This is a genomic window from Curvibacter cyanobacteriorum, from assembly GCF_028649475.1.
In the GTDB taxonomy this organism is placed as follows: domain Bacteria; phylum Pseudomonadota; class Gammaproteobacteria; order Burkholderiales; family Burkholderiaceae_C; genus Curvibacter; species Curvibacter cyanobacteriorum.
The window spans coordinates 682,835-702,254 of sequence record NZ_JAQSIP010000002.1; the positions used below are offsets into that span (position 1 = coordinate 682,835).

18 protein-coding genes are annotated in these 19,420 nt (G+C 49.6%); 17 read left to right on the plus strand and 1 reads right to left on the minus strand.

All coding sequences use genetic code 11. The features are described 5' to 3' along the window. Positions 1-923: 923 nt before the first annotated feature. From PSQ40_RS06585 to PSQ40_RS06665, 17 genes are all read left to right on the plus strand, one after another. Complete coding sequence (locus PSQ40_RS06585) at positions 924-2,294, plus strand: outer membrane beta-barrel protein (RefSeq protein ID WP_273949871.1); 1,371 nt, start codon at positions 924-926, stop codon at positions 2,292-2,294. Positions 2,295-2,488: 194 nt separating this feature from the next. Further along, the gene (locus PSQ40_RS06590; RefSeq protein WP_273949872.1) at positions 2,489-2,953 is read left to right on the plus strand and encodes a polysaccharide biosynthesis/export family protein; all 465 of its coding nucleotides are present in this window, start codon (positions 2,489-2,491) and stop codon (positions 2,951-2,953) included. 97 nt (positions 2,954-3,050) lie between these two features. After that, on the plus strand, positions 3,051-5,348 hold the full coding sequence (locus tag PSQ40_RS06595) for a GumC family protein (protein ID WP_273949873.1): 2,298 nt from the start codon (positions 3,051-3,053) through the stop codon (positions 5,346-5,348). Between the two features lie 6 nt (positions 5,349-5,354). After that, the gene (locus PSQ40_RS06600; RefSeq protein ID WP_273949875.1) at positions 5,355-6,098 is read left to right on the plus strand and encodes a tyrosine-protein phosphatase; all 744 of its coding nucleotides are present in this window, start codon (positions 5,355-5,357) and stop codon (positions 6,096-6,098) included. Position 6,099: 1 nt separating this feature from the next. Then, positions 6,100-6,636 (plus strand): hypothetical protein, encoded by a 537-nt coding sequence (locus PSQ40_RS06605; protein ID WP_273949877.1) that lies wholly within the window; start codon positions 6,100-6,102, stop codon positions 6,634-6,636. 60 nt (positions 6,637-6,696) lie between these two features. Beyond that, entirely contained in the window at positions 6,697-8,028 is a 1,332-nt protein-coding gene (locus PSQ40_RS06610; RefSeq protein WP_273949879.1) for a glycosyltransferase WbuB, read from the plus strand. A gap of 66 nt (positions 8,029-8,094) precedes the next feature. Further along, a complete protein-coding gene (locus PSQ40_RS06615) occupies positions 8,095-9,549 on the plus strand; it encodes a mannose-1-phosphate guanylyltransferase/mannose-6-phosphate isomerase (RefSeq protein WP_273949881.1) in 1,455 nt (484 codons plus the stop codon). An 89-nt stretch (positions 9,550-9,638) separates the two neighbouring features. Then, positions 9,639-10,985 (plus strand): undecaprenyl-phosphate glucose phosphotransferase, encoded by a 1,347-nt coding sequence (locus PSQ40_RS06620; protein WP_273949883.1) that lies wholly within the window; start codon positions 9,639-9,641, stop codon positions 10,983-10,985. 57 nt (positions 10,986-11,042) lie between these two features. After that, the gene (locus tag PSQ40_RS06625; protein ID WP_273949885.1) at positions 11,043-12,419 is read left to right on the plus strand and encodes an endo-1,3-alpha-glucanase family glycosylhydrolase; all 1,377 of its coding nucleotides are present in this window, start codon (positions 11,043-11,045) and stop codon (positions 12,417-12,419) included. Then, positions 12,419-13,684, plus strand: coding sequence for a lipopolysaccharide biosynthesis protein (locus PSQ40_RS06630; RefSeq protein WP_273949887.1), 1,266 nt, complete (start codon positions 12,419-12,421; stop codon positions 13,682-13,684). Before PSQ40_RS06625 ends, PSQ40_RS06630 begins: the two co-directional genes overlap by 1 nt. Next, the gene (locus PSQ40_RS06635; RefSeq protein ID WP_273949889.1) at positions 13,681-15,069 is read left to right on the plus strand and encodes a hypothetical protein; all 1,389 of its coding nucleotides are present in this window, start codon (positions 13,681-13,683) and stop codon (positions 15,067-15,069) included. Before PSQ40_RS06630 ends, PSQ40_RS06635 begins: the two co-directional genes overlap by 4 nt. Before the next feature lie 5 nt (positions 15,070-15,074). Continuing rightward, positions 15,075-15,959: a glycosyltransferase family 2 protein gene (locus tag PSQ40_RS06640; RefSeq protein ID WP_273949891.1), complete on the plus strand. Its 885-nt coding sequence runs from the start codon at positions 15,075-15,077 to the stop codon at positions 15,957-15,959. Between the two features lie 4 nt (positions 15,960-15,963). Next, positions 15,964-17,091 carry a glycosyltransferase gene (locus PSQ40_RS06645; protein ID WP_273949893.1) on the plus strand — a complete coding sequence of 376 codons (1,128 nt, stop codon included), beginning with the start codon at positions 15,964-15,966 and terminating at the stop codon, positions 17,089-17,091. Further along, a complete protein-coding gene (locus PSQ40_RS06650; RefSeq protein ID WP_273949894.1) occupies positions 17,088-18,188 on the plus strand; it encodes a glycosyltransferase family 4 protein in 1,101 nt (366 codons plus the stop codon). The genes PSQ40_RS06645 and PSQ40_RS06650 overlap by 4 nt, the downstream gene beginning before the upstream one ends. Positions 18,189-18,282: 94 nt before the next feature. Beyond that, positions 18,283-18,573 carry a DUF1153 domain-containing protein gene (locus tag PSQ40_RS06655; RefSeq protein ID WP_409338561.1) on the plus strand — a complete coding sequence of 97 codons (291 nt, stop codon included), beginning with the start codon at positions 18,283-18,285 and terminating at the stop codon, positions 18,571-18,573. Positions 18,574-18,610: 37 nt separating this feature from the next. Then, positions 18,611-18,784, plus strand: a complete 174-nt coding sequence (locus PSQ40_RS06660) for a hypothetical protein (RefSeq protein WP_273949898.1) — start codon at positions 18,611-18,613, stop codon at positions 18,782-18,784. A 36-nt stretch (positions 18,785-18,820) separates the two neighbouring features. Then, complete coding sequence (locus PSQ40_RS06665; RefSeq protein WP_273949900.1) at positions 18,821-19,231, plus strand: transposase; 411 nt, start codon at positions 18,821-18,823, stop codon at positions 19,229-19,231. Between the two features lie 80 nt (positions 19,232-19,311). Here the strand turns inward: PSQ40_RS06665 and PSQ40_RS06670 are convergent, their stop codons facing one another. Continuing rightward, complete coding sequence (locus PSQ40_RS06670; RefSeq protein ID WP_273949939.1) at positions 19,312-19,407, minus strand: integrase core domain-containing protein; 96 nt, start codon at positions 19,405-19,407, stop codon at positions 19,312-19,314. Between the last annotated feature and the right edge of the window lie 13 nt (positions 19,408-19,420).

A 19,420-nucleotide genomic window follows, 5' to 3' on the forward strand; every position in this document is an offset into this window, starting at 1 on the left:
AGTGAATTTGACTCAAGGTTTGTTTTGAATATTGATTTATGGTTTAAATCAAATAAACCGACTTCAAAATAGGCGTCCCATAATCAAGGTCAATACCACACAAGCCGCTGGCCGCATGAGGCGCCCAGCACCCCAGGCCAACCCACTTGCCTGCCTCAAGCCACAGTCCCGGCCTGCCTGGCACCGCGTCAAGGGCCTAACGGGTGCCCAAAAACACACAGATCAGCGCCCGCAGGCGGCCCCTGAGTGAGCAAATTGCTTCACCCGCGTTGCAATCGTAACTCAAAGCAAGTGACGGCCATCACGCTGGTCGCGGCTTGCCAACCGGCGGTCCTCAGGTGATTTCGGGATTGCTGAAATTGGCATGCAGCCAGAGTCCAATGCGCCGTCTTTGTCCAGTAGTGGCCCTTCATCTGGCTCGCTGAACGTGAACAACTTTGCAAAGGCTTCACGGGCTGTTGTGTGTGTGCCACGCTGCGCCGGGCTGGGCGCACGCTGGGCCGCCGTGGCCTGCCTTTGGTGGAGATGCTGCGGTGCACCAACCCTGCTCGGCGCACCAAGTTGGTGTTTTTGTGAAAAGTGGAAGTGCGCAGGCGGAAGCGTTCAGAGATTGCTTTTAAATTGATTGAACTGATTTGTTTTGAATCAATTTAATTTGATTTCAAGGGACCGACTTCAGGCCTACTCACCCAATTGGGTGAGCCCGTTGCACCGCCTCAGTGCCAGGGGCCTCATCCGTAGAATGGATGGTTGATTAATTTCCAGCGGGTCAGCGAGCGTTAGAGCCAGATTATTAGGGTAAACACGAAAAATTTGACCTCGCGTGATAACATCAAGATACATCTGTCCGTACCAGATGGTTTCAGGCGAGGCGAGGCCGTAGCGCAGCCCCGGACACATCAACCAACCTTGGACGACCCAACATGAAAAAATTCCTCCTGCACCCCTTGGCCCTGGCGGCTGCCTCCCTGTCCATCGCAACCGTGGCCCAGGCCCAGCAAGCTGCTGCCACCGACGCTGCTGCCACCCCGGCTGCCACCACCAACACCGCCCCGGCCTCCAACGGTGGCACCCTGGGTGGCTTGTTCAATGCCCCGGGCACCACGGGCAGTGCCAGCCAGTTGTCTGCCACCCCCTCATATGAGCTGGCAGGCATTGGCCGCCGCGACAACACGCAAGAGCGCATCCTGACCGCCCCCACCAACGGCCTGCCCATCCGGTTTGAAAACGGCATTTACGTCTACACCTCGGCCACCGGTGGCCTGGGTCACAACAGCAACGTGTCGGGTGTGAACACCGGCGCCATCTCCAGCAACTTTTACTCGCTGCAGCCTGAAGTGGTGGGCGAGCTGAAGAAGTCGGGCGACCGCTACACCCTGCGTTACGCCGGCAACTACACCAAGTACACCGGCAGCAGCGCCGACAACTTCAACCACCATTTCTTTGACCTGGCAGGCGACAACTACTTTGACAGCCGCACCCGCCTGGGCTGGGATCTGGGTTATGTCGACCAAACCGACGCCCGTGGTTCGACCAGCGTCACCGCCAATACCCCCAACCGCTGGACCGCCCCCACCGCCCGCGCCGTGTTCACCTATGGTGCGCCTCAGGCCCAAGGCCGCGTTGAAGTGGAGGGCAATTACGTCCAGAAGCGTTACCAAAACAACCGCACCGTCACCACCAGCTTTGACACCAACCTGACCACGGTGGCCGGCCGCTTCTTCTACCGTGTCATGCCGCGCACATCGATGATTTTTGAAGTGCGCCAGACCAATGCGGACTACCAAACCGCCACGGCCAGCACCAACACCGACCGCCGCTATTACATCGGCGCTACATGGGACGCCACGGCCAAGACGTCGGGCACCTTCAAGCTGGGCCAGGCTGAGAAGAAGTTCAGCAACACCTCCATCCGAAACTCCGCGCTGTCGTGGGAAGGCTCGGTGCGCTGGTCTCCGCTGACTTACTCCACCTTCGACCTGATCACCAGCAAGGCACCTGCCGACGCCACTGGCGTGGGTAACTACCTGATGAACACCGCCACCAGCCTGCAGTGGAACCACCGCTGGGCCAGCAACCTGAGCAGCCGCGCGTCGCTGGGCACGGTCAAGACCGACTTCTCTGGCGCGGGCCGCACAGACACCACCAACAACGTGGGCATCGGCGCCTTCTATGAGTTTGGCCGCAACTGGCGTGCCGGTGCCGAGTACACCTACACCGACCGTTCGTCCAACCAGAACACCTTCAACTTCAATCGCAACGTGACGTTCGTTTCGATTCAAGGCGCTTTGTAATTTAAACAGGGGTTTGCTGCGTGATGATGAGACAAGCTAAGGCAGGCTTTGCACCTGCCGTCAAAATCGGAGTAGTACTTGTTTGCGGTCTGCTGGCACTGGGTGTGCAGGCTCAATCTGGTGCGGCCCCAGCCCCAGCCGGGGGCGAGGCCTCTGGTTACCAGCTCACACCGCAGCAAATCCGTGTGTCCGCCTTGTCGTCTTACAAGCTGGCCGCGGGTGATGTGATCAGCATCCGCGTGCTGGGCGAGGACGAGTTCACCCGCGAGAAGATCCGCCTGACGGACGCGGGCACCATCAGCTTCCCGGCCATTGGTGAAATCAAGGTGTTTGGCCGCACGCTGGGCGACCTGGAGGCGATCATCGTCGCGGGCCTCAAGGGCCGTATCTTGGTCAACCCCAAGGTGTCGGTGCAGATCGACGAGTACCGTCCGTTTTATGTCAATGGCATGGTCGATAAGCCCGGTGGCTACCCCTACCAACCAGGTCTGACGGTACGTAAGGCAGCATCGTTGGCCGGTGGCTTCAAAGAGCGCGCAGCCTTGAACAAAATCCACGTCATCCGTGAAGATGATCCGGCCCAGAAACCGCAAAAGGTTGATCTGAACTCTGTGATTGGCCCTGGCGACATATTGACGGTGGAAGAGAGCTTTTTCTAAAAGTAATCAACCAGCAGCCCAGGCCAAACGCTAGCCGATTCCCTTTTTATTTAAGCACCCCTCGGGGTGCTTTCTGATTGAATTAAGTCTGTCACACATGCAATTGACCGCCGCCCCCAACTCTGTTGAGCCAGCGCACAAGCACAAAACCATTTCGCTGCACGACCCCGAAGATCAGGCCAACAAGTTGGACCTGCTGGAGTACTGGCGCAGTGTCACCAAGCGCAAGTGGGCCATCTTAGGCTTTGGTTTGCTGGTGGCTCTTTTGGCGGGCGTGGTGGTGTTTGCCCTGACCCCTGTTTACAAGGCAACCACAACCGTCCTGATCGAGGCCAACAAAAACAAAGTGGTGTCGATTGAAGATGTCTATTCGGGTATCTCTCAGAACCGGGAGTACTTTCAGACCCAGGTAGAGATCATCAAGTCTCGCGAGGTTTCGATGCGCGCCATCGAGGCCGTGAAGCTGTGGGACTACCCTGAGTTTGACCCCCGCCTGAAGGAGAAAGGTAAGCTCCAAGAGCTGATGGAGTCGTTGGGGATCAGTGATCCAACCGAAGCCAAGGAATGGACAAACACCACTTTGGCGGCAGCGGTTTACACCAAGTTCTCCAAACAACTCAGCATTGAACCCGTTCGCTTGAGTCAGTTGGCCAAGATCAGCTTTGAGTCGACCAGTCCAGCCTTGTCTGCTTTGGTGGCCAACACTGTCGCCAACACTTACATCGAGAACGATCTTGATGCGCGCTACAAAATGACCAAGCAGGCCAGCGGTTGGCTGCAAGAGCGTTTGTCGTCGTTGAAGACTAAGCTGGATGATTCAGAGCGCAGCCTGCAAAACTACCGCGAGAAGGCTGGCATAGTCGACGTCAAAAACTCGGCTCAAAGTGGCGCCGGTAAGCAGATTGAAGAGGTGACTCAGCGTTTGGTGGAGACGCGCTTGCGTCGCGCAGAAGCTGAGAATGCCTACAACCAGATCAAGTCGGTAGGCAAGAACGGCGACTTCAGCAGTTTGCCTGCGGTGGTGCGCAACGGTAACGTATCTGACGCACTTAAGTCTCAGGCTGATGCAGAGCGCAACATGTCTGAAGTGTCTCAGCGCTATGGCTTTGAGCACCCCAAGTACGTGGCGGCGGAGGCCCAACTGAAGAGCGCCCGTGAGAACGTCAAGCGCCAGGTGGACGCCGTGGTGGGCAGCGTCACACGTGAATATGAAGTTGCAGTCGGTACAGAGCGCGCTTTAGAAGGCACGTTGAATTCTGCGCGTGGTTCCATCCAGAACCTGAACCGCAAAGAATTTGAGTTGGGCGTGTTGGAGCGCGAGGTGGATTCCAACCGCCAGATCTATGACATGTTCATGAAGCGCGCCAAAGAGACCAATGTCTCTGGCGACTTGCAGAGCGCAGTGGCCCGCGTGGTCGACGCAGCCGTGGTCCCCATCAAGCCGGTGAAGCCCCAAAAGCTGCAAATCATTGGCATTGCGTTTGTGTTGGGCTTGTTCATTGGTGTGTTGGTGTCTTTGCTGCTTGACCGCTTGGATAACACCATCAAAACGACCGACGACGTCGAAGCCAAGTTGAAGGCACCCTTGCTGACGACCTTGCCTTTGTTGGACAAGGCTGACACGGACCGTGCATCGAGCGCCCGCCTGTTCATCGACAACCCCAAGTCAATCTATTCGGAGGCCGTGCGTACCGCGCGCACTGGCGTCTTGCTGTCGGCCATTGATGTGCCTAACCGCATCTTGCTGGTGACTTCCAGCTTGCCAGGCGAAGGTAAAACCACCTTCTCCATCAACTTGGCTCTGGCCCATGCCCAAACCAAGCGCACGCTGCTGATCGATGCCGACATGCGGCGCCCAGCGGTGACCAAGGGTTTGGATCTGGCGCCCAGCGCCAAGGGCTTGTCGAACCTGGTGGCAGGCACCGCCGACTTGGATGACTGCTTGCAGGCCGTTGAGGGCACCACATTGAGCGTCTTGGGCTCAGGCCCCATCCCGCCCAACCCGCTTGAGCTGATGCTGTCGCAGAAGTTCAAGGCCACACTGGACCAGCTGGCCACCATCTTTGACGTCATCGTCATTGACTCGCCCCCGGTGGAACTGGTCAGCGACGCGCTGGTCATCAGCTCGCACGCGACTGGCGTCATCTACGTGGTCAAGGCTGCGGACACACCTTACCCGCTGGCACGCAAGGGCCTGCAGCGCATTCGCCGTGCAGAAGGCGAGGTCATGGGCGTGGTCTTGAACCGCTTTGACTTTGCCAAGGCAGAGCGCTACTACGGCGAGTACTCTGGCTATGGCAAGTACGGCTATGGCAAGTCGGGCTACCGTGGTGGCTATGGCGAGGTCTACGGCAGCGAGCCCGAAGGCCAAGCCAAGGCCGCCAAGAAGGCTTAAACACGCATGACCACTGCTGCAGCACACGGCCTGATTGATCTGCATTGCCATTTTTTGCATGGCGTGGACGATGGCGCGCGCAATCTGGACGAGGCTTTGGACTTGGCTCGTGCCGCGGTGGCCGATGGCATCACGGCCAGTGCCATGACGCCACACTTTCACCCTGGTCGGTATCCCAACCAACGGTCCGTCATTGCCCTGCACGTCGCTGCCTTTCAGCAAGCACTGGACGAGCATGGCATTGCGCTCAAGGTGCACTTGGGCGGCGAAATGCGGGCCTCGGATGAGTCTTTGGCCCAGTTGATGGACCACGAAGTGCCCTTTTTGGGTGAGGTCAAAGGCCTGAAGATTTTGTTGCTGGAGTTTCCACACCAGGGCCTGCCTGGCTGGGGTGTCGGGTTTGTGTACCGCCTGTTGGAGATGGGCATTCGCCCCCTGATTGCCCACCCCGAACGCAACAAACATGTCATGGCCGAGGTAGACCGCATCCAGCCCTACCTGGCGGCAGGCTGCTGGCTGCAGGTCACAGGCGGGTCATTGCTGGGTCATTTTGGCAAGGCCTCGCAAAAGGCGGCCTGGGCCTTGATGGAGCAGGACGCTGTGGCTGTTGTGGCTAGCGATGCGCACAACCTTGATTCTCGCCCGCCCCATTTAGCGGCTGCTCGCGCCCTGGTCGCTAGCGAATATGGCGGCAAGCGAGCAGACCGCTTATTTACAAACACCCCCGCCAGCATTTTGGGCATAGGCTGATATGAAGTACCTGCACCCCCAGTCTTGGTTGCGGTTTGGTCTGCTGCTGGCACTGGGTGTGCTGGTGCTGGCTGCACTGCGCACATTGTGGCCAGCAACCCAGGCCGATTTGGTGACGGCCAAGGCCAGAGCCGAGATCACCACCTGGAGCGCTAAGAACGCACCATTGCCTTTGGCAGACTTGGTGAAATGGCGCAACAGTCTTTCTGAAGGCTTGGCTTATACCCCCGACGATGCGCTGTTGCACAGCCAGTTGGGCCTGCTTTTTGGTCGTTACGCCTTGCAGTCGCGCGCCGTGCCGGATGTCTCGCGTGATTTCTACACCCAAGCCTTTAACAGCTTCAATCGAGCCTTGATTTTGCGGCCCATGTCGGGTGATTTGGCGTTGAACCTCAGTCTGACGCAGTCGGGCCGCGGTGAGGCTGAGTCCAAACAGGTTCAAATCAAGGCCTTGAACTGTCGAGCTTTGCGATACACCTCCAAGCATATTGAAACAGCGGCCTACTTGCAGACCTTGTCATCAGGTTACTGCTCCTGACACAGGGCTACGCCCTATACGGGATATGAATAACAAAATGAAGATAGGGAGCGCTAAACCATGAAAGTTTTGCTCTATGGCTTGAACTATTCGCCTGAGGTCATTGGCATTGGAAAATACACAGGTGAAATGGCGCAGCAGTTAGCTGGGTTGGGTTTTGAGGTGCGGGTGGTGACTGCTCCGCCGTATTACCCTAAATGGGAGGTACCTCAGGGACATTCGGCTAGTCGATATGTGACTGAACAGCATGGCTTGGTCAAGGTATGGCGCTGCCCATTGTGGGTGCCCAAGCGGGTCAGTGGCTTAACGCGCATTGTTCACCACGTTAGCTTCGCTCTGTTTAGCCTGCCTGTAATGTTGCGACAGGCATTTTGGCGACCAGACGTTGTGTGGGTGGTCGCGCCATCCTTCATGGGGACGCCTGCCGCGCTGCTGGTTGCGCGCACGTCTCGCGCAAAAGCTTGGCTGCACATTCAAGACTTTGAGTTGGATGCGGCTTTTTCATTGGGCATTCTGAAGAACCAAGCTCTAAAGAATTGGGCATTGCGTCTAGAGCGTTGGGTAATGCGTAGGTTTGATAAGGTTTCGACCATCTCGTTGAACATGCGGCAGATGTTGCTGAACAAAGGTGTCAGTGAGCAGGCCACCGAGATGCTGCCCAATTGGGTCGACATTGCACACATCGGTTTGCCGAAGGATCACCCCTCTGTCATAGCGCTGCGCAAGCAGTTCAACATTGACGAATCGGCTGTGGTGTGCCTCTACTCAGGCAATATGGGCGCCAAGCAAGGGTTGGAGATTTTGGCTGAAGTCTCCATCATTTGCTCCAAGTCTGAAGAGCCTGTAGCGTCAAGGCTCATTTTTGTGTTCTGTGGCAACGGTGCTGGCCGTGAGCAATTAGAACAAGCTTGCCAGGGCTTGGCCCATGTCCGCTTCTTGGACTTGCAACCGCTGGAGACGCTGCCCAGCCTGCTAGCCATAGCTGATATTCATTTGTTACCCCAACGCGCTGATGCTGCCGACCTGGTAATGCCTTCCAAGTTGACGGGTATGTTGGCCAGCGGCCGGCCAGTTGTCGCCACAGCCCATGCGGATACGGAACTAGCGCGAGTGGTGAATGCAGAGCTGGGTGCTGTGACAGGTCAATCGCTCGGTTTGGTCGTGCCGCCCGAACAGGGCCCCGCCATGGCGCGCGCTATATTGGACTTGGCCTGTGATCCCTTATCGCGGCAGGAAATGGGGAAAGCTGCCAGAGCTTTTGCAGAAGCTAACTTAGACAAAGGTTCAGTGCTGGCTCGATTTGGTGCGCAATTGAATCTGCTGGTGCACGGTACTGATGCATCCAAACATGTCGCGATCAATACTCACGCAGTGCGAGATGGTCAGAGCTAAACCCAGTTTTTATTTTGCTGCTCTGTTAAGTACAAGCGGTACAACGTTTTTTATTTGAGGAATGTAATGACTGTTTTGGTGCAACCTGTCATTTTGTGTGGTGGTTCTGGCAGCCGGCTGTGGCCTTTGTCACGTGAACACTATCCCAAGCAACTGCTTAAGTTAGTGGGTCAACATACCCTGCTGCAAGACACTGCACTCCGCCTGACTGGTTCGATGCGGGGCACGGCTGCCACATTCATGGCTCCGGTTTTGGTGGGTAATGACGAATATCGTTTTCTGCTGGCTGAGCAATTGCGCGCCGTCGGGGTCAAGCCTGCCGCTCTGGTTTTGGAGCCTATGGGCCGTAACACTGCCCCAGCCCTTACTTTGGGGGCGCTGGCTGCATCGGTGGACGGTGCTGATCCCGTCATGGTGGTCATGCCAGCTGACCATGTCATTCAAGACGAGGACGCATTTCAGGCTGCCGTGGCCGAAGCGGTGCCATTGGCCAATGAGGGTAAGTTGGTGACGTTTGGGATTCAGGCCACAGCGCCTGAAACAGGCTATGGCTATATCCGCCGTGGCGCAGCCATTGTGGGTAGCACAGGCTTTGGCGTGGCCGAGTTTGTCGAGAAGCCCAGTTCGGAAATAGCCCAGGCGTACTTGGACAGTGGCGAGTTCTTTTGGAACGGGGGCATTTTTGTTATCAAGGCTTCGGTCTGGCTGGAAAAGATGCGGCAGTTGCAGCCTGCTGTGCACAGTGCCTCCCTAGCAGCCTTTGAGGCCCGCAAGGTTGATGCTGATTTTGTGCGGCCAGACAAAACTGCTTTTGCCACATCGCCTTCGGACTCTATCGACTACGCCATTATGGAACGTCTGGCTAGTACGGCGAATAACACCGGCGAGGTTGTCGTCATACCACTGGCAGCCAACTGGTCGGACGTGGGTGCGTGGAATGCTGTGTGGGACATTAGTCCAAAAAACTCAGATGGTAATGCACTGGTTGGTGATGCTTTGGCAATTGACACCAGCAATTCATTGGTGATGGCTCATTCGCGTCTAGTAGCTTGTGTGGGATTAACCGATGTAGTGGTTGTGGAGACACCCGATGCTGTGCTGGTGGCGAGCAGAGCCCACATTCAGAAGGTGAAAGAGGTTGTCAATCAATTGAAAGCAGGGGGCCGGACCGAAGCTAGCAGCAGTCGCAAGGTGCACCGTCCTTGGGGTTGGTATGACAGTGTGGACATGGGCGAGCGCTTTCAAGTCAAGCGCATAGTAGTCAAACCGGGTGCTAGCTTATCCTTGCAAATGCACCACCACCGTGCCGAGCACTGGATTGTCGTGCAAGGTACTGCTCGTGTAACCCGGGGCAATGAAGTTTACCTCGTAGCTGAAAATCAATCGACATATATTCCTTTGGGGGAGAAACACCGTTTGGATAACCCGGGCAAACTGCCGTTAGAGATGATTGAGGTTCAGTCGGGTACTTACCTCGGTGAAGACGATATTGTTCGCTATGAAGATGTTTACGGAAGGTAGCTTTGAATGTATTCGTGGCTATTCATGGTATGGGTTGAAGTCATTAGATTCATCGATTGGTAGAGGGAGAAGTTTTGGCTACTTTTTCAATGCGCAGTTCTAGCTCACTAATGCGCTTTGGTGTGCATTTAGTGGATTGGTTGGCGTTTGCTGGAGCAGGGCTAATAGCTTATGTGTGGCGGTTTGAAGCAGAAGAGCTTCCGCCACCTCAAGTTTATGCACTGTTGATCGTGCAAATGGCAACTCTGATGTTTTTGGTGTCATCTGCCATTTATCGCAATTGGCGTGGTGGTAAATTTAAGGCGATGCTCGGTAGGGTTGGTTTAGCGTGGGCGATTACTTGGGCATTATTGATGACTTGGCTGGTACTGACCAAGAGTAGTGCAGATTTCTCCCGCATTTGGTTGATCACTTGGGCGGTGTTATCTTTAGGTATTTCATGGATTGCCCGATTTTTATTGTTTTTGACAATGGCATGGTTGCGCGGTCGTCAGGTTAATCACATGCGTGTTTTGCTGGTGGGGCGGGGTGGACCTGTGGCCGCGATCCGACGTCGTGTTAAAGCATCTAATTGGACCGGTTATGATTTAGTAGGCGTAGTGAGTGTTGATGATATCAAGGGCCTACAATATTCATTAGGGCAACTCGATCCTGATGAGGTATGGATTTGTCCGTCTGCTAATGACATGAATGCCATTCAGTTCGTATTGAACGAATTACGCCACAGCACGGCCAATATTCGATTGGTTCCTGATATGGGGGCATTTCAGTTGGTTAATAACGGATTGACTGTGGTGCTCGGAATGCCCATGCTAGATATATCAAGCTCACCGATGTCTGGCTTCAATCTCGTTTTGAAATGGCTGGAAGATAGAATTTTAGGTGTCATTATTTTATTGCTCATTTCACCGATCTTGTTGGTTGTTGGATTAGCTGTCAAGCTGACTAGCAAGGGTCCAGTCATATTTAAGCAAAAGCGTCATGGTTGGAATGGTGAAACTATTGAGGTATATAAATTCAGAAGCATGTATGTGCATGAGGAGCATACAGGGCGAGTTACTCAAGCGAAGAAAGGCGACGCACGCATTACGCCACTCGGGAGTTTTCTGCGACGCAGCAGTCTTGATGAGTTGCCACAGTTTATAAATGTTCTCCAGGGGCGTATGAGCATCGTTGGGCCTAGGCCGCATGCAGTTGCTCATAACTTGCAGTACCGTGAATTAATTCCTCGGTACATGCTACGTCACAAGGTTAAGCCAGGTATTACAGGATGGGCTCAGGTCAACGGTTTACGAGGCGAAACTGACACTGTTGATAAAATGGAGGCTCGTATTCAGGCTGATCTCTATTATATTGAAAATTGGTCACTCTGGTTTGATGTGAAAATTATATTCATGACTGTTTTCAAAGGCTTTATTAATGAAAATGCATATTAATTCATTGTGCGCAGCTTGAAAATAATATTCTCACTTCTATTGATCCTCTTCTCATGTGTGGCCGCTCAGGGAGCTATACATGGGAAGAAGATCTATGCTCATTATTTCCCTCCTTACCCTTTGTCGGTTGATAATAGGGAATATCGTTATGATTGGTATACGGAGCAGCGATTTATTGGTGGCGACGAAAAAAAAAATCATAAACGGCCAGATGGAGTTATAGAGGATAGACCACTGCCAATCGAGATTAGAGATGGTTCTTCGTGGAAGGTTGATAATCTGGCTGCGGAGATTGCTCTTGCTCGAAGTTTTGGAATAGATGGATTTGTTGTGGATATTATGGGGGATGATGAAATATTTCATGGTTTTTTTAAAGATTTGCTTGAGGCTGTAGATAGAAATAATCTCGGTTTCGAAATTGTCCTTATGCCTGACATGGAGTCGAAGTGGTCACTGGATAGAAAAAGAATTGCTAATCTTGTATGTCGGTATGCAAACCATGCGGCCATAACTAGGGTGAATGGACGAATAGTATTAAGCCCGTACAATGCCGAAAGCTCACCAATGAAAAAAGATATAGATGGATATCTGATTGATGATGATTGGTGGCGCAGCCTCATCTTGAAAGACATACCAGATTTGTGCAGAGAGAGAGTTTTCTTTCTCCCCCTTTTTCAAGGTTTGTCAAAATATTTTTCAAGATACGAAGATTTTTCAGATGGATTCGCTGATTGGGGGATGCGTGATCCTGCCGGCGTAGATTATTTGTTGGCGAGCTATTTGGAGATATCGAAAAAGTACCCTGACAAAGTTCCCTTTTTTCCCGTTTCTCCACAAGATTCAAGGCCGAAAGACAAGATTTATTGGGAGGCTGGTGGGGGGCAGCTATTTCTTAGTTCTTTTGCTGCTGCTGATCAAATAAGTAATTCATGGATTCATTTGATTACATGGAATGATTACGGTGAGAATACCCAGATAGCCCCTTCTTGTAAAACTGGATATGCATTTCTTAGCTATCTTAAGGCTTGGAAACTAAAAACTTCATCCGATGAACTAATATATTTCCATCGGCCAAATTTCGTCTCTGACTATGATGAAAAAACAGGCTGGCGTAAGATGGTCCTGTCGTCGACTGCTTCAAATGCAATTGGCGTATTTTTGAATGTTGAAGAGAAGAGTACGCTGGTTGTTGAAATTAACACGTCAAGGTATTATTTTTCATCAACTCCCGGTGGTAATTATTTTTCAATTCCAATGCAAACTGGTAATCCAAATTTTAAAGTCTTTAGGGATACTGGCCCTGTAATTAGTCTTGCTAGTAGTTGCCGTATTGGTAGAGAGGGATTTGATCGAGACTATGGTTATTGTGCAGGGAGTAGTTTAAATCCTATTCCACCTGTCATTCAATCACTTTGCGCCCAATGGACTAATTGATGATTTACCCTATTAAGCCAGAGTTTGTGAAGTTGTTTGCTTCGCATTTACTCGGTCAGTTAATAGTTCTGTGCTCTTCGTTGATTCTTCCAATGGTTTTGTTGAAGGAATGGAGTAGTGAGACCTATGGCCTGTGGGTTTTGGCCAGTGGTGCTGGAATTTTTTTTTCCTATTCTGATTTTGGTCTTTCGGTCGCATTAAATACGGCTGTTCATGCTGTTGGTGCTCAAAGCCGGGGGGCGGCAGTCTGCTTCATAAGAAGTGTGACAACGAAGGTAAGTAATCGTGTTTTTTATTTTTTTATACTTATTTTGATTTCTTATTTCTTTATTTGCTGGTATGGATTTTACTCGTTTGAATCTTCTTTTGTTTTTTTGGCGTGTGCACTTGTTTTTGTGCTTCAGCCGTTTGTTAATATCATGCTTGCGGTTCATCGGTGGCGTAATAAAGCTTGGTTAGGTGTTTTTTACGATCAGACTTTCCGTATTTTTGAGTTGCTCTGCGCGCTAGTTTTTTTTGCAAAACTTGGTATTCTTTTCGCCGCAGCTATATCTTTGATCTTAAAAATAATTTATGTCTCATTAATTCTGCTGAAGTTGAGTAAGATTTTTAAAATTTCAGACCGGCGTATTAACGTTAATTTTGAAAGTAGATTTTCAAATCTTTCCTCGAATGGCCTGGGTGGTTTTTTGTCATTCTTAGGTTCTAATTTATCTATTCAAGGGCTAATGCTAATTTCTGGATTGTTTGGGCCAAGTTCTGCGACTTTATTCTCAACTTCCAGAACTATATCTAGAATGCACTTGCAGCCTGCATCTGTAATGATATCAACTGCAGCCCCTTTTTATAATAAATTTTTTTCCGAACATTTGGTCGATAAAGCAAAGAAATATATCGTATTGCTGTCGATTTCATTATTCTTGAATTGGTGTTTTTTCTTTCTGGTTTCGATTTTTAATTTGGATTTGATTCAGCGTTATTGGTTGCATGATAGAGTTGAGCTAAGTCCTCAATTCATGTTTGTGATGTTTTTAGCATCTGGTGTTAGTGCTTTTAATCAATTGTTCGTGTCCGTCTTGCAGGCGGCCAATAAATATGTGGGTGCCGGTGCATTTCAGTTTTTTTTGATGTTGGTAATATTTTGTTTGGGCTATTTGGTGACTGTTACTCATGGAATTGAATTGCTTCCTGTCGTGTGGCTTTTGGGTGAAATCTGCCTCTTAGTCGTTCTATTTTTTGGTGTTAAAAGAGTGGTGATGCTATGAGTTTTTTATTTTGGACGCTCTCTTGTTTCTCCCTTCTTTTACTAATTTTAGCTTACGCGATTTATCCAGTTTTTTTATTTTCTTCGCTCGTTTTACACTTGGTACTTTGGCTTCAGGTCATTGTTTGTCTATCTCATGAACTCAAGCGTAAGGTTGGCTCATATGCTGGTTGTTCCGTTGTTGCTTTTTCGTATTTATTTCTGCTGATCGCGCCTTCATTTCAATTAATTTCATCCGATGGACTGATGGTCAATACTATGACTATCTCTGACACAGCGATATCATCTGCCAATTTGCAATTCGCATTTTTTCTTGCTGGGTATATTTTTTTTAGAAAGCGTTCGCCTGACTACTTTAGTTCTTTTGTTTTGAATCGATCATTTGATTCGACAGATGTAGACAAGCAAAAAGATTTTTTTAGAGCGATTGTTTTCTTATTTCTTTCAATATGCGCGCTTGGACTTACTTACGGAATTACGTCTGATATTGTTTCTGAACGCGTCTCTTTGGTGAATGATTTAATTATGTCTCCATTGTATTTGATTAAAACAAAATTCCTTGGATTCCTGCCGATTCCCATCTTGCTTTACATAATTATTAGCGTTCGTTCAAGGATTTTCAAAAGTCCTCTTTGGTTTCTTGTTTTTATTTTTTCCTTACTAGGTGTACTAATATCTCAGAATCCATTGCTCGAGAAACGCCAAAGTATAGGCCCGGTCTATCTCAGTATTGCGGCTGCATGTCTGTTTTATCAGATTCACAGCGGGCTCCATCGATTTTTATATATATTTAGTTCGATTGTTGTTGCATTGCCACTTATTTCTATCTTTACGCATATTAGTTATCTAGACTGGGCGGATGCAAATATTAGCATGGACGTTATTTATGATCATTTTCTTGAGACTCATTATGATGCTTGGGCAAATGCTGCTGGCGCGAGTGAGTTGACATCTCTGTGGGGTTATTTTGGTGGGCAGCAATTAGTTGGGAGTATTTTGTTTTGGGTGCCCCGTGAAATATGGCCAGATAAGCCGGTAATGTCGGGGGTGGAGATTGCGCGTTATCTTGAAGCATTTTATGCTATGTGGTTTGATAATATCTCTGCACCGCTGGCAACTGAGGGATTTCTCGATTTTTGGTACCTTGGCTCCTTTTTTTATGGAGCGTTTTTGGCTCTTCTTTGTAGGTTTTTGGATTACACGCAAATTGTGGTTAAGTCGGCTGTTATTGTCGGTTTGGGACTATATTTTTCATTTTTCCTAGTCTTTTTGCTACGAGGGGCCTTAATGAATGCTGTTGCTTATGGTTTTGGTAATATGCTCGCATTCATTTTGGTTTATGGAGTGGATCAATATTTTGGTCAGAGAAGAATCGCGCAGGAGTGATGGTGATGCACAATTATGTAGTAATACCAACCGTTGGACGTGTCCAGCTCCTTGGCCTAGTGCTTGTTCATACTATAAAGTATTTGCCTAAAGGTTGGAGAATTATTGTTGTGGGAGCTGATGAAGGAGATATTCCGAATAACTCGGAGGCCCAACTTTTTTCAGAGTTTGTTGATTTTTATGTTTCGAGTAAGGGGGCATCTGCGCAAAGGAACTTTGGAGTATCACGTGCTATTGTAGATGCCAATCTTATTGTTTTTTTGGATGATGATTTTATAGTTGATGAGTTTTATTTTAAAACTATATCGGAGCTTTTTGATGCTGATGCTGACATAGTTGGTGTGAATACATCATTACTTTTAGACGGTGCAACAAATCAGGGATATGATTTTAATTATGCTCTCGATCGGCTTAAAGCACATCGTGTGAAGACCATGTTTACGGGCTACTATGAGGTTAGTACACTTTATGGTTGCAATATGGCGGTTCGTGCTGATGCGCTACGGCAATTTTCGCCCTGGTTTGATCCTATGCTCCCTCTTTATTCTTGGTTGGAAGATCGTGATTTCAGTCATAAGCTAAAAATTTATGGTCGTTTAGTCAGGACTAAACAATGTCTTGGTGTGCATTTGGGATTTAAACAGGGGCGAACGTCCGGTATTCGTTATGGATATTCTCAAATTGTCAACCCTATTTATTTGTATAGAAAAGGCTCGTTATCGTTTTCTTCTGCGGTATCGCTTGTCGGGCGTCCTTTTTTTATGAATGTTGTACGATATGGGTTCCCTGAAAAGTGGATTGATCGGCGTGGTAGGCTTATTGGCAATTTTTACGCTTTTCGAGATATTTTAAATCTGACACTTGATCCGACAAAAATTTTAAGGATGTAAAGTGGTGAGAGAATTTACTAAACTAGTTTTTGTTTGGGATAATTTTGGTCCCATGCACGTTGATCGAATATCGGCTTGTGCAAAATATTTCCACGGCTCTATGAATGTGGTCGGTGTTGAGATGTTTTCTAAGAGTTCTACTTATGAGTGGAAGGTTGACGATTTTGGCGGTTTTGATAAAATTACTTTATTTGAAAATCTCGATTTTAATCAGGTTGGTTTCTTTCGGAGATTTTTTCGGTTGTTTATTCGGCTGTTTTTTATTGGTAAGTCTAAAGTAGTTTTTTGTCATTATGAGCGCGCTGAAGTCTTTTTGTGCGCGTTAATTATGCGGTTCATGCTTCGCGATGTTTATTTGATGAATGTTTCAAAGTTCGACGACGTGCCGCGTAGCCGTTGGCGTGAGTTAGCCAAGAGCTTTTTCTATCTCCCCTACAAGGCGGGCATTACATCTGGTGGTCGAACTAGCATGTATATGAGTTTTCTTGGTATTCCTCAGGATAAGATATTCGCTCCATATAATTCTTTGTCTTTGGCGAGAGTTCGCTTGGCGTTGTCGACCTTTGAAGATTTTGATTATTTGAATCGCGATTTTGTTGTTGTCTCTCGGTTTGTTAAGAAGAAGAATTTATTCACCGTTTTGGATGCCTTTTCCAAGTACCGTTTTCAGTTGGGCGGACAGAGGCGACTTAAAATGATTGGTTCGGGTGAGCTTGAATTGGATTTGAAGAATTATGCATCTAAGTTGGCGGTTGATAAGTATATTGATTGGTTTGGCTTTTTGCAGTCTGACGAGGTGGCAATACATGTGGCCAAATCGGTAGCATTAATATTGATCAGTACGGAAGAACAGTTTGGTAACGTGGTGATTGAATCGATGGCTCTCGGAGTGCCTTGTCTGGTTAGCCCTGAGGTCGGTGCTCGGGATATTTTGATTAAATCTGGTGTTAATGGGTTTGTTGTTGAGTCAAATAATAGTTTAGGGCTTGCCTTTTTTATGAATATTTTATCTTCTGATTACTCGACGTGGCGACGAATGTCAATTGATGCTTGTAACGCTGCTGAGTATTTCGATTCAAGCAATTTTGCGGTAGGTATCGCAAAGATGATCGGTGTTGAGGATCCGCGATGAGCCGCCTTGTTGTTTCGGCTGCTTTGCCTCCCCCTATTCATGGCCAGTCGACAATTTCGTTGGCGATGATTAAGATTTTTATTGGTGCGGGATTTGATTCCGTTAAGGTGATAAACTCATCTCCTAGGTCGTTAAATAGGAGTTTAAAATATCATTTGTTGAGATTGTTTTCCCTGTTTTTGACAGTATTTAATCTGTTGGTATTTCGTTTCTTTTCTTTGGATGTTGTTTTTTATACCGTGTATGAGTCAGGGTACGGTGTTTTTTATAATTTTGTTTCTTGTGGTATTGCGCGCTTGTTGGGGTATCGGATATTCTTGCATCACCATACGTCTAGACATATTTTGAGAAGGTCTGGTTTTTTTTCGGTGCTTGTCATGTTGTTGGGTAAGTCGTGCACGCATGTTGTGCTTGCGGATAAAATGAGGTTAAACATTGTCGCAATGTATCCAACTATTTCGAAGGTGTATGTTCTTCCGAATATAGCTCTTCTTAAATTTGATGGTGATGGATCGCATTTGCGCCACTTTGATACGTCTGGATATTATACTTTTGGACTGCTTTCCAATTTGACCGTTGAAAAAGGCGCTGTCGATGTGCTTGATGCTGTACGCTATCTGATTGATCGGGGCCTGCGTGTTCGTTTGTTACTGGCTGGCCCCGTTGTTGATGATGAAGTTCGTTGTGCTATTGAGCGATTTGCGATTGATTTTCCTAATGTTTTAAATACTATTGGCCCAATAACTAACAACTCGGAGAAAATTAACTTTTATTCAAATGTTGATTTTTTTCTCTTTCCGTCTAAATATATATTCGAGGCGCAGCCATTAGTGCTCATTGAGGCGCTGTCCTCTGGTTGTATTTGTATTGCAAGTGATGTGGGTTACATTTCGGATATCCTGGCTAATGCGGGTTTTGTTTATTCGGGCTCCGATTGGGGGGCGTATATCTTAGATCTTCTTAAATCTCTTGACTCTGAGGGCTTATCATCTTTATCTAAGGGGAGTTTTGAGCGGTTTCTTTATCTCAATGCCAGTGCTTCTGATTCTCTACATGATTTCGTTCGATTGGTGCGTGCTGCCGACAAGAATGACTAACGTGATTCACATCTGGAGTACTGCGCAGCTGTACTGACTCAGTGATTTAATACTCAGTCGTTTCCGTTGAAAGGAGTCACAGTTGAGCATCTTGATGGATGACGACATCAAGCGTTGGACAGCCAAGAGAAAGACGGTCCTGCTCCTGGACATCATTCAAGGCAAGATCACGGTCTCAGAGGCCAGCCGGGCCTACGACCTCAACCCATCTGAGGTTGAACAGTGGATCGATGAAGGCAAGCGCGGCATGGATAACGCCCTGCGCAGTAATCCCTTGGTGTTCAAAGAGCAGTACGAACGCCAGCTGAGTGATCTGCAGCAGGCCTACGGCGAAGCGATGTTGGAGCTGCGTGCTCGAAAACAAGCGATAGCGCAGCTTCATTAAAAAAGCAGGACTCCCTGCTGGGCAACGAGGATGAGCAATGATCCTCACCCTTCAGCAGGGATTGGCTGAAGACGGGATGGCGGTCAGCCTGGTCAAGCTGTGCCAGTGGTTCCAGATTCCCAGGCGCACGGTGTATTACCGCAGCTGCAAATCGGCGCCCAAGGGTAAGCGTCCCGGCAAGTCATCTACCCAACCCTGCGCCGCCGCTTGAGGATCCATCCCACCAATCACTCCCCTTGGTGGACACATGGACTCTTCAGCAATCAATCTCCCATCTCCCGGCCGGCGCCGCGGCCGCTACAGCGACTCCTTCAAGGCCGACATCGTTGCCGCCTGCAAAGCCCCGGGCGTTTCAACCGCTGCGGTGGCCCTGGCCAACAGCCTCAACGCCAACCTTGTGCGCCGCTGGGTGGCCGGGAGTGATCCCGCCCACAAGGCTGCTGTGCAATTGGCTCGCGTTCAATCCGCGGCCTCGGTTTCAGTCTCGCCAACCGTGGCCGCACCTGCCTCCACGCCCGGCTTTGTCCCAGTACCGCTGGCCACCCCCAGCGCCGACATCCGCATCGAACTGCGCCGAGGCGATCACCTCATCACGCTGTATTGGCCCGTGGCCGCTGCCGCTCAATGCCTGAGCACGCTTCAGGACTGGCTGCGGTGATCCGCATCGACGCGGTCTGGCTGGCGGTGGCCCCCATGGACATGCGAGCCGGTGTATTGACCCAGTACTTTCTGCACAGGTCAGGCCGCTAACGCATAAGCCTCAGCGGGGGTCTTCATTTTCAGCGCCTGGTGAGGGCGCCGATGGTTGTACCAACTGATCCAGTCCGCAATCACTCGGCTGGCGTGC

What these genes read in the sequence shown, in the direction of transcription:
- PSQ40_RS06585 (WP_273949871.1), top strand. Translation starts at nt 924, where the DNA reads ATGAAAAAATTCCTCCTGCACCCCTTGGCCCTGGCGGCTGCCTCCCTG.
- PSQ40_RS06655 (WP_409338561.1), top strand. Translation starts at nt 18,283, where the DNA reads ATGGATGACGACATCAAGCGTTGGACAGCCAAGAGAAAGACGGTCCTG.
- PSQ40_RS06665 (WP_273949900.1), top strand. Translation starts at nt 18,821, where the DNA reads ATGGACTCTTCAGCAATCAATCTCCCATCTCCCGGCCGGCGCCGCGGC.
- PSQ40_RS06615 (WP_273949881.1), top strand. Translation starts at nt 8,095, where the DNA reads ATGACTGTTTTGGTGCAACCTGTCATTTTGTGTGGTGGTTCTGGCAGC.
- PSQ40_RS06600 (WP_273949875.1), top strand. Translation starts at nt 5,355, where the DNA reads ATGACCACTGCTGCAGCACACGGCCTGATTGATCTGCATTGCCATTTT.
- PSQ40_RS06640 (WP_273949891.1), top strand. Translation starts at nt 15,075, where the DNA reads ATGCACAATTATGTAGTAATACCAACCGTTGGACGTGTCCAGCTCCTT.
- PSQ40_RS06630 (WP_273949887.1), top strand. Translation starts at nt 12,419, where the DNA reads ATGATTTACCCTATTAAGCCAGAGTTTGTGAAGTTGTTTGCTTCGCAT.
- PSQ40_RS06635 (WP_273949889.1), top strand. Translation starts at nt 13,681, where the DNA reads ATGAGTTTTTTATTTTGGACGCTCTCTTGTTTCTCCCTTCTTTTACTA.
- PSQ40_RS06595 (WP_273949873.1), top strand. Translation starts at nt 3,051, where the DNA reads ATGCAATTGACCGCCGCCCCCAACTCTGTTGAGCCAGCGCACAAGCAC.
- PSQ40_RS06660 (WP_273949898.1), top strand. Translation starts at nt 18,611, where the DNA reads ATGATCCTCACCCTTCAGCAGGGATTGGCTGAAGACGGGATGGCGGTC.
- PSQ40_RS06605 (WP_273949877.1), top strand. Translation starts at nt 6,100, where the DNA reads ATGAAGTACCTGCACCCCCAGTCTTGGTTGCGGTTTGGTCTGCTGCTG.
- PSQ40_RS06620 (WP_273949883.1), top strand. Translation starts at nt 9,639, where the DNA reads ATGCGCAGTTCTAGCTCACTAATGCGCTTTGGTGTGCATTTAGTGGAT.
- PSQ40_RS06610 (WP_273949879.1), top strand. Translation starts at nt 6,697, where the DNA reads ATGAAAGTTTTGCTCTATGGCTTGAACTATTCGCCTGAGGTCATTGGC.
- PSQ40_RS06650 (WP_273949894.1), top strand. Translation starts at nt 17,088, where the DNA reads ATGAGCCGCCTTGTTGTTTCGGCTGCTTTGCCTCCCCCTATTCATGGC.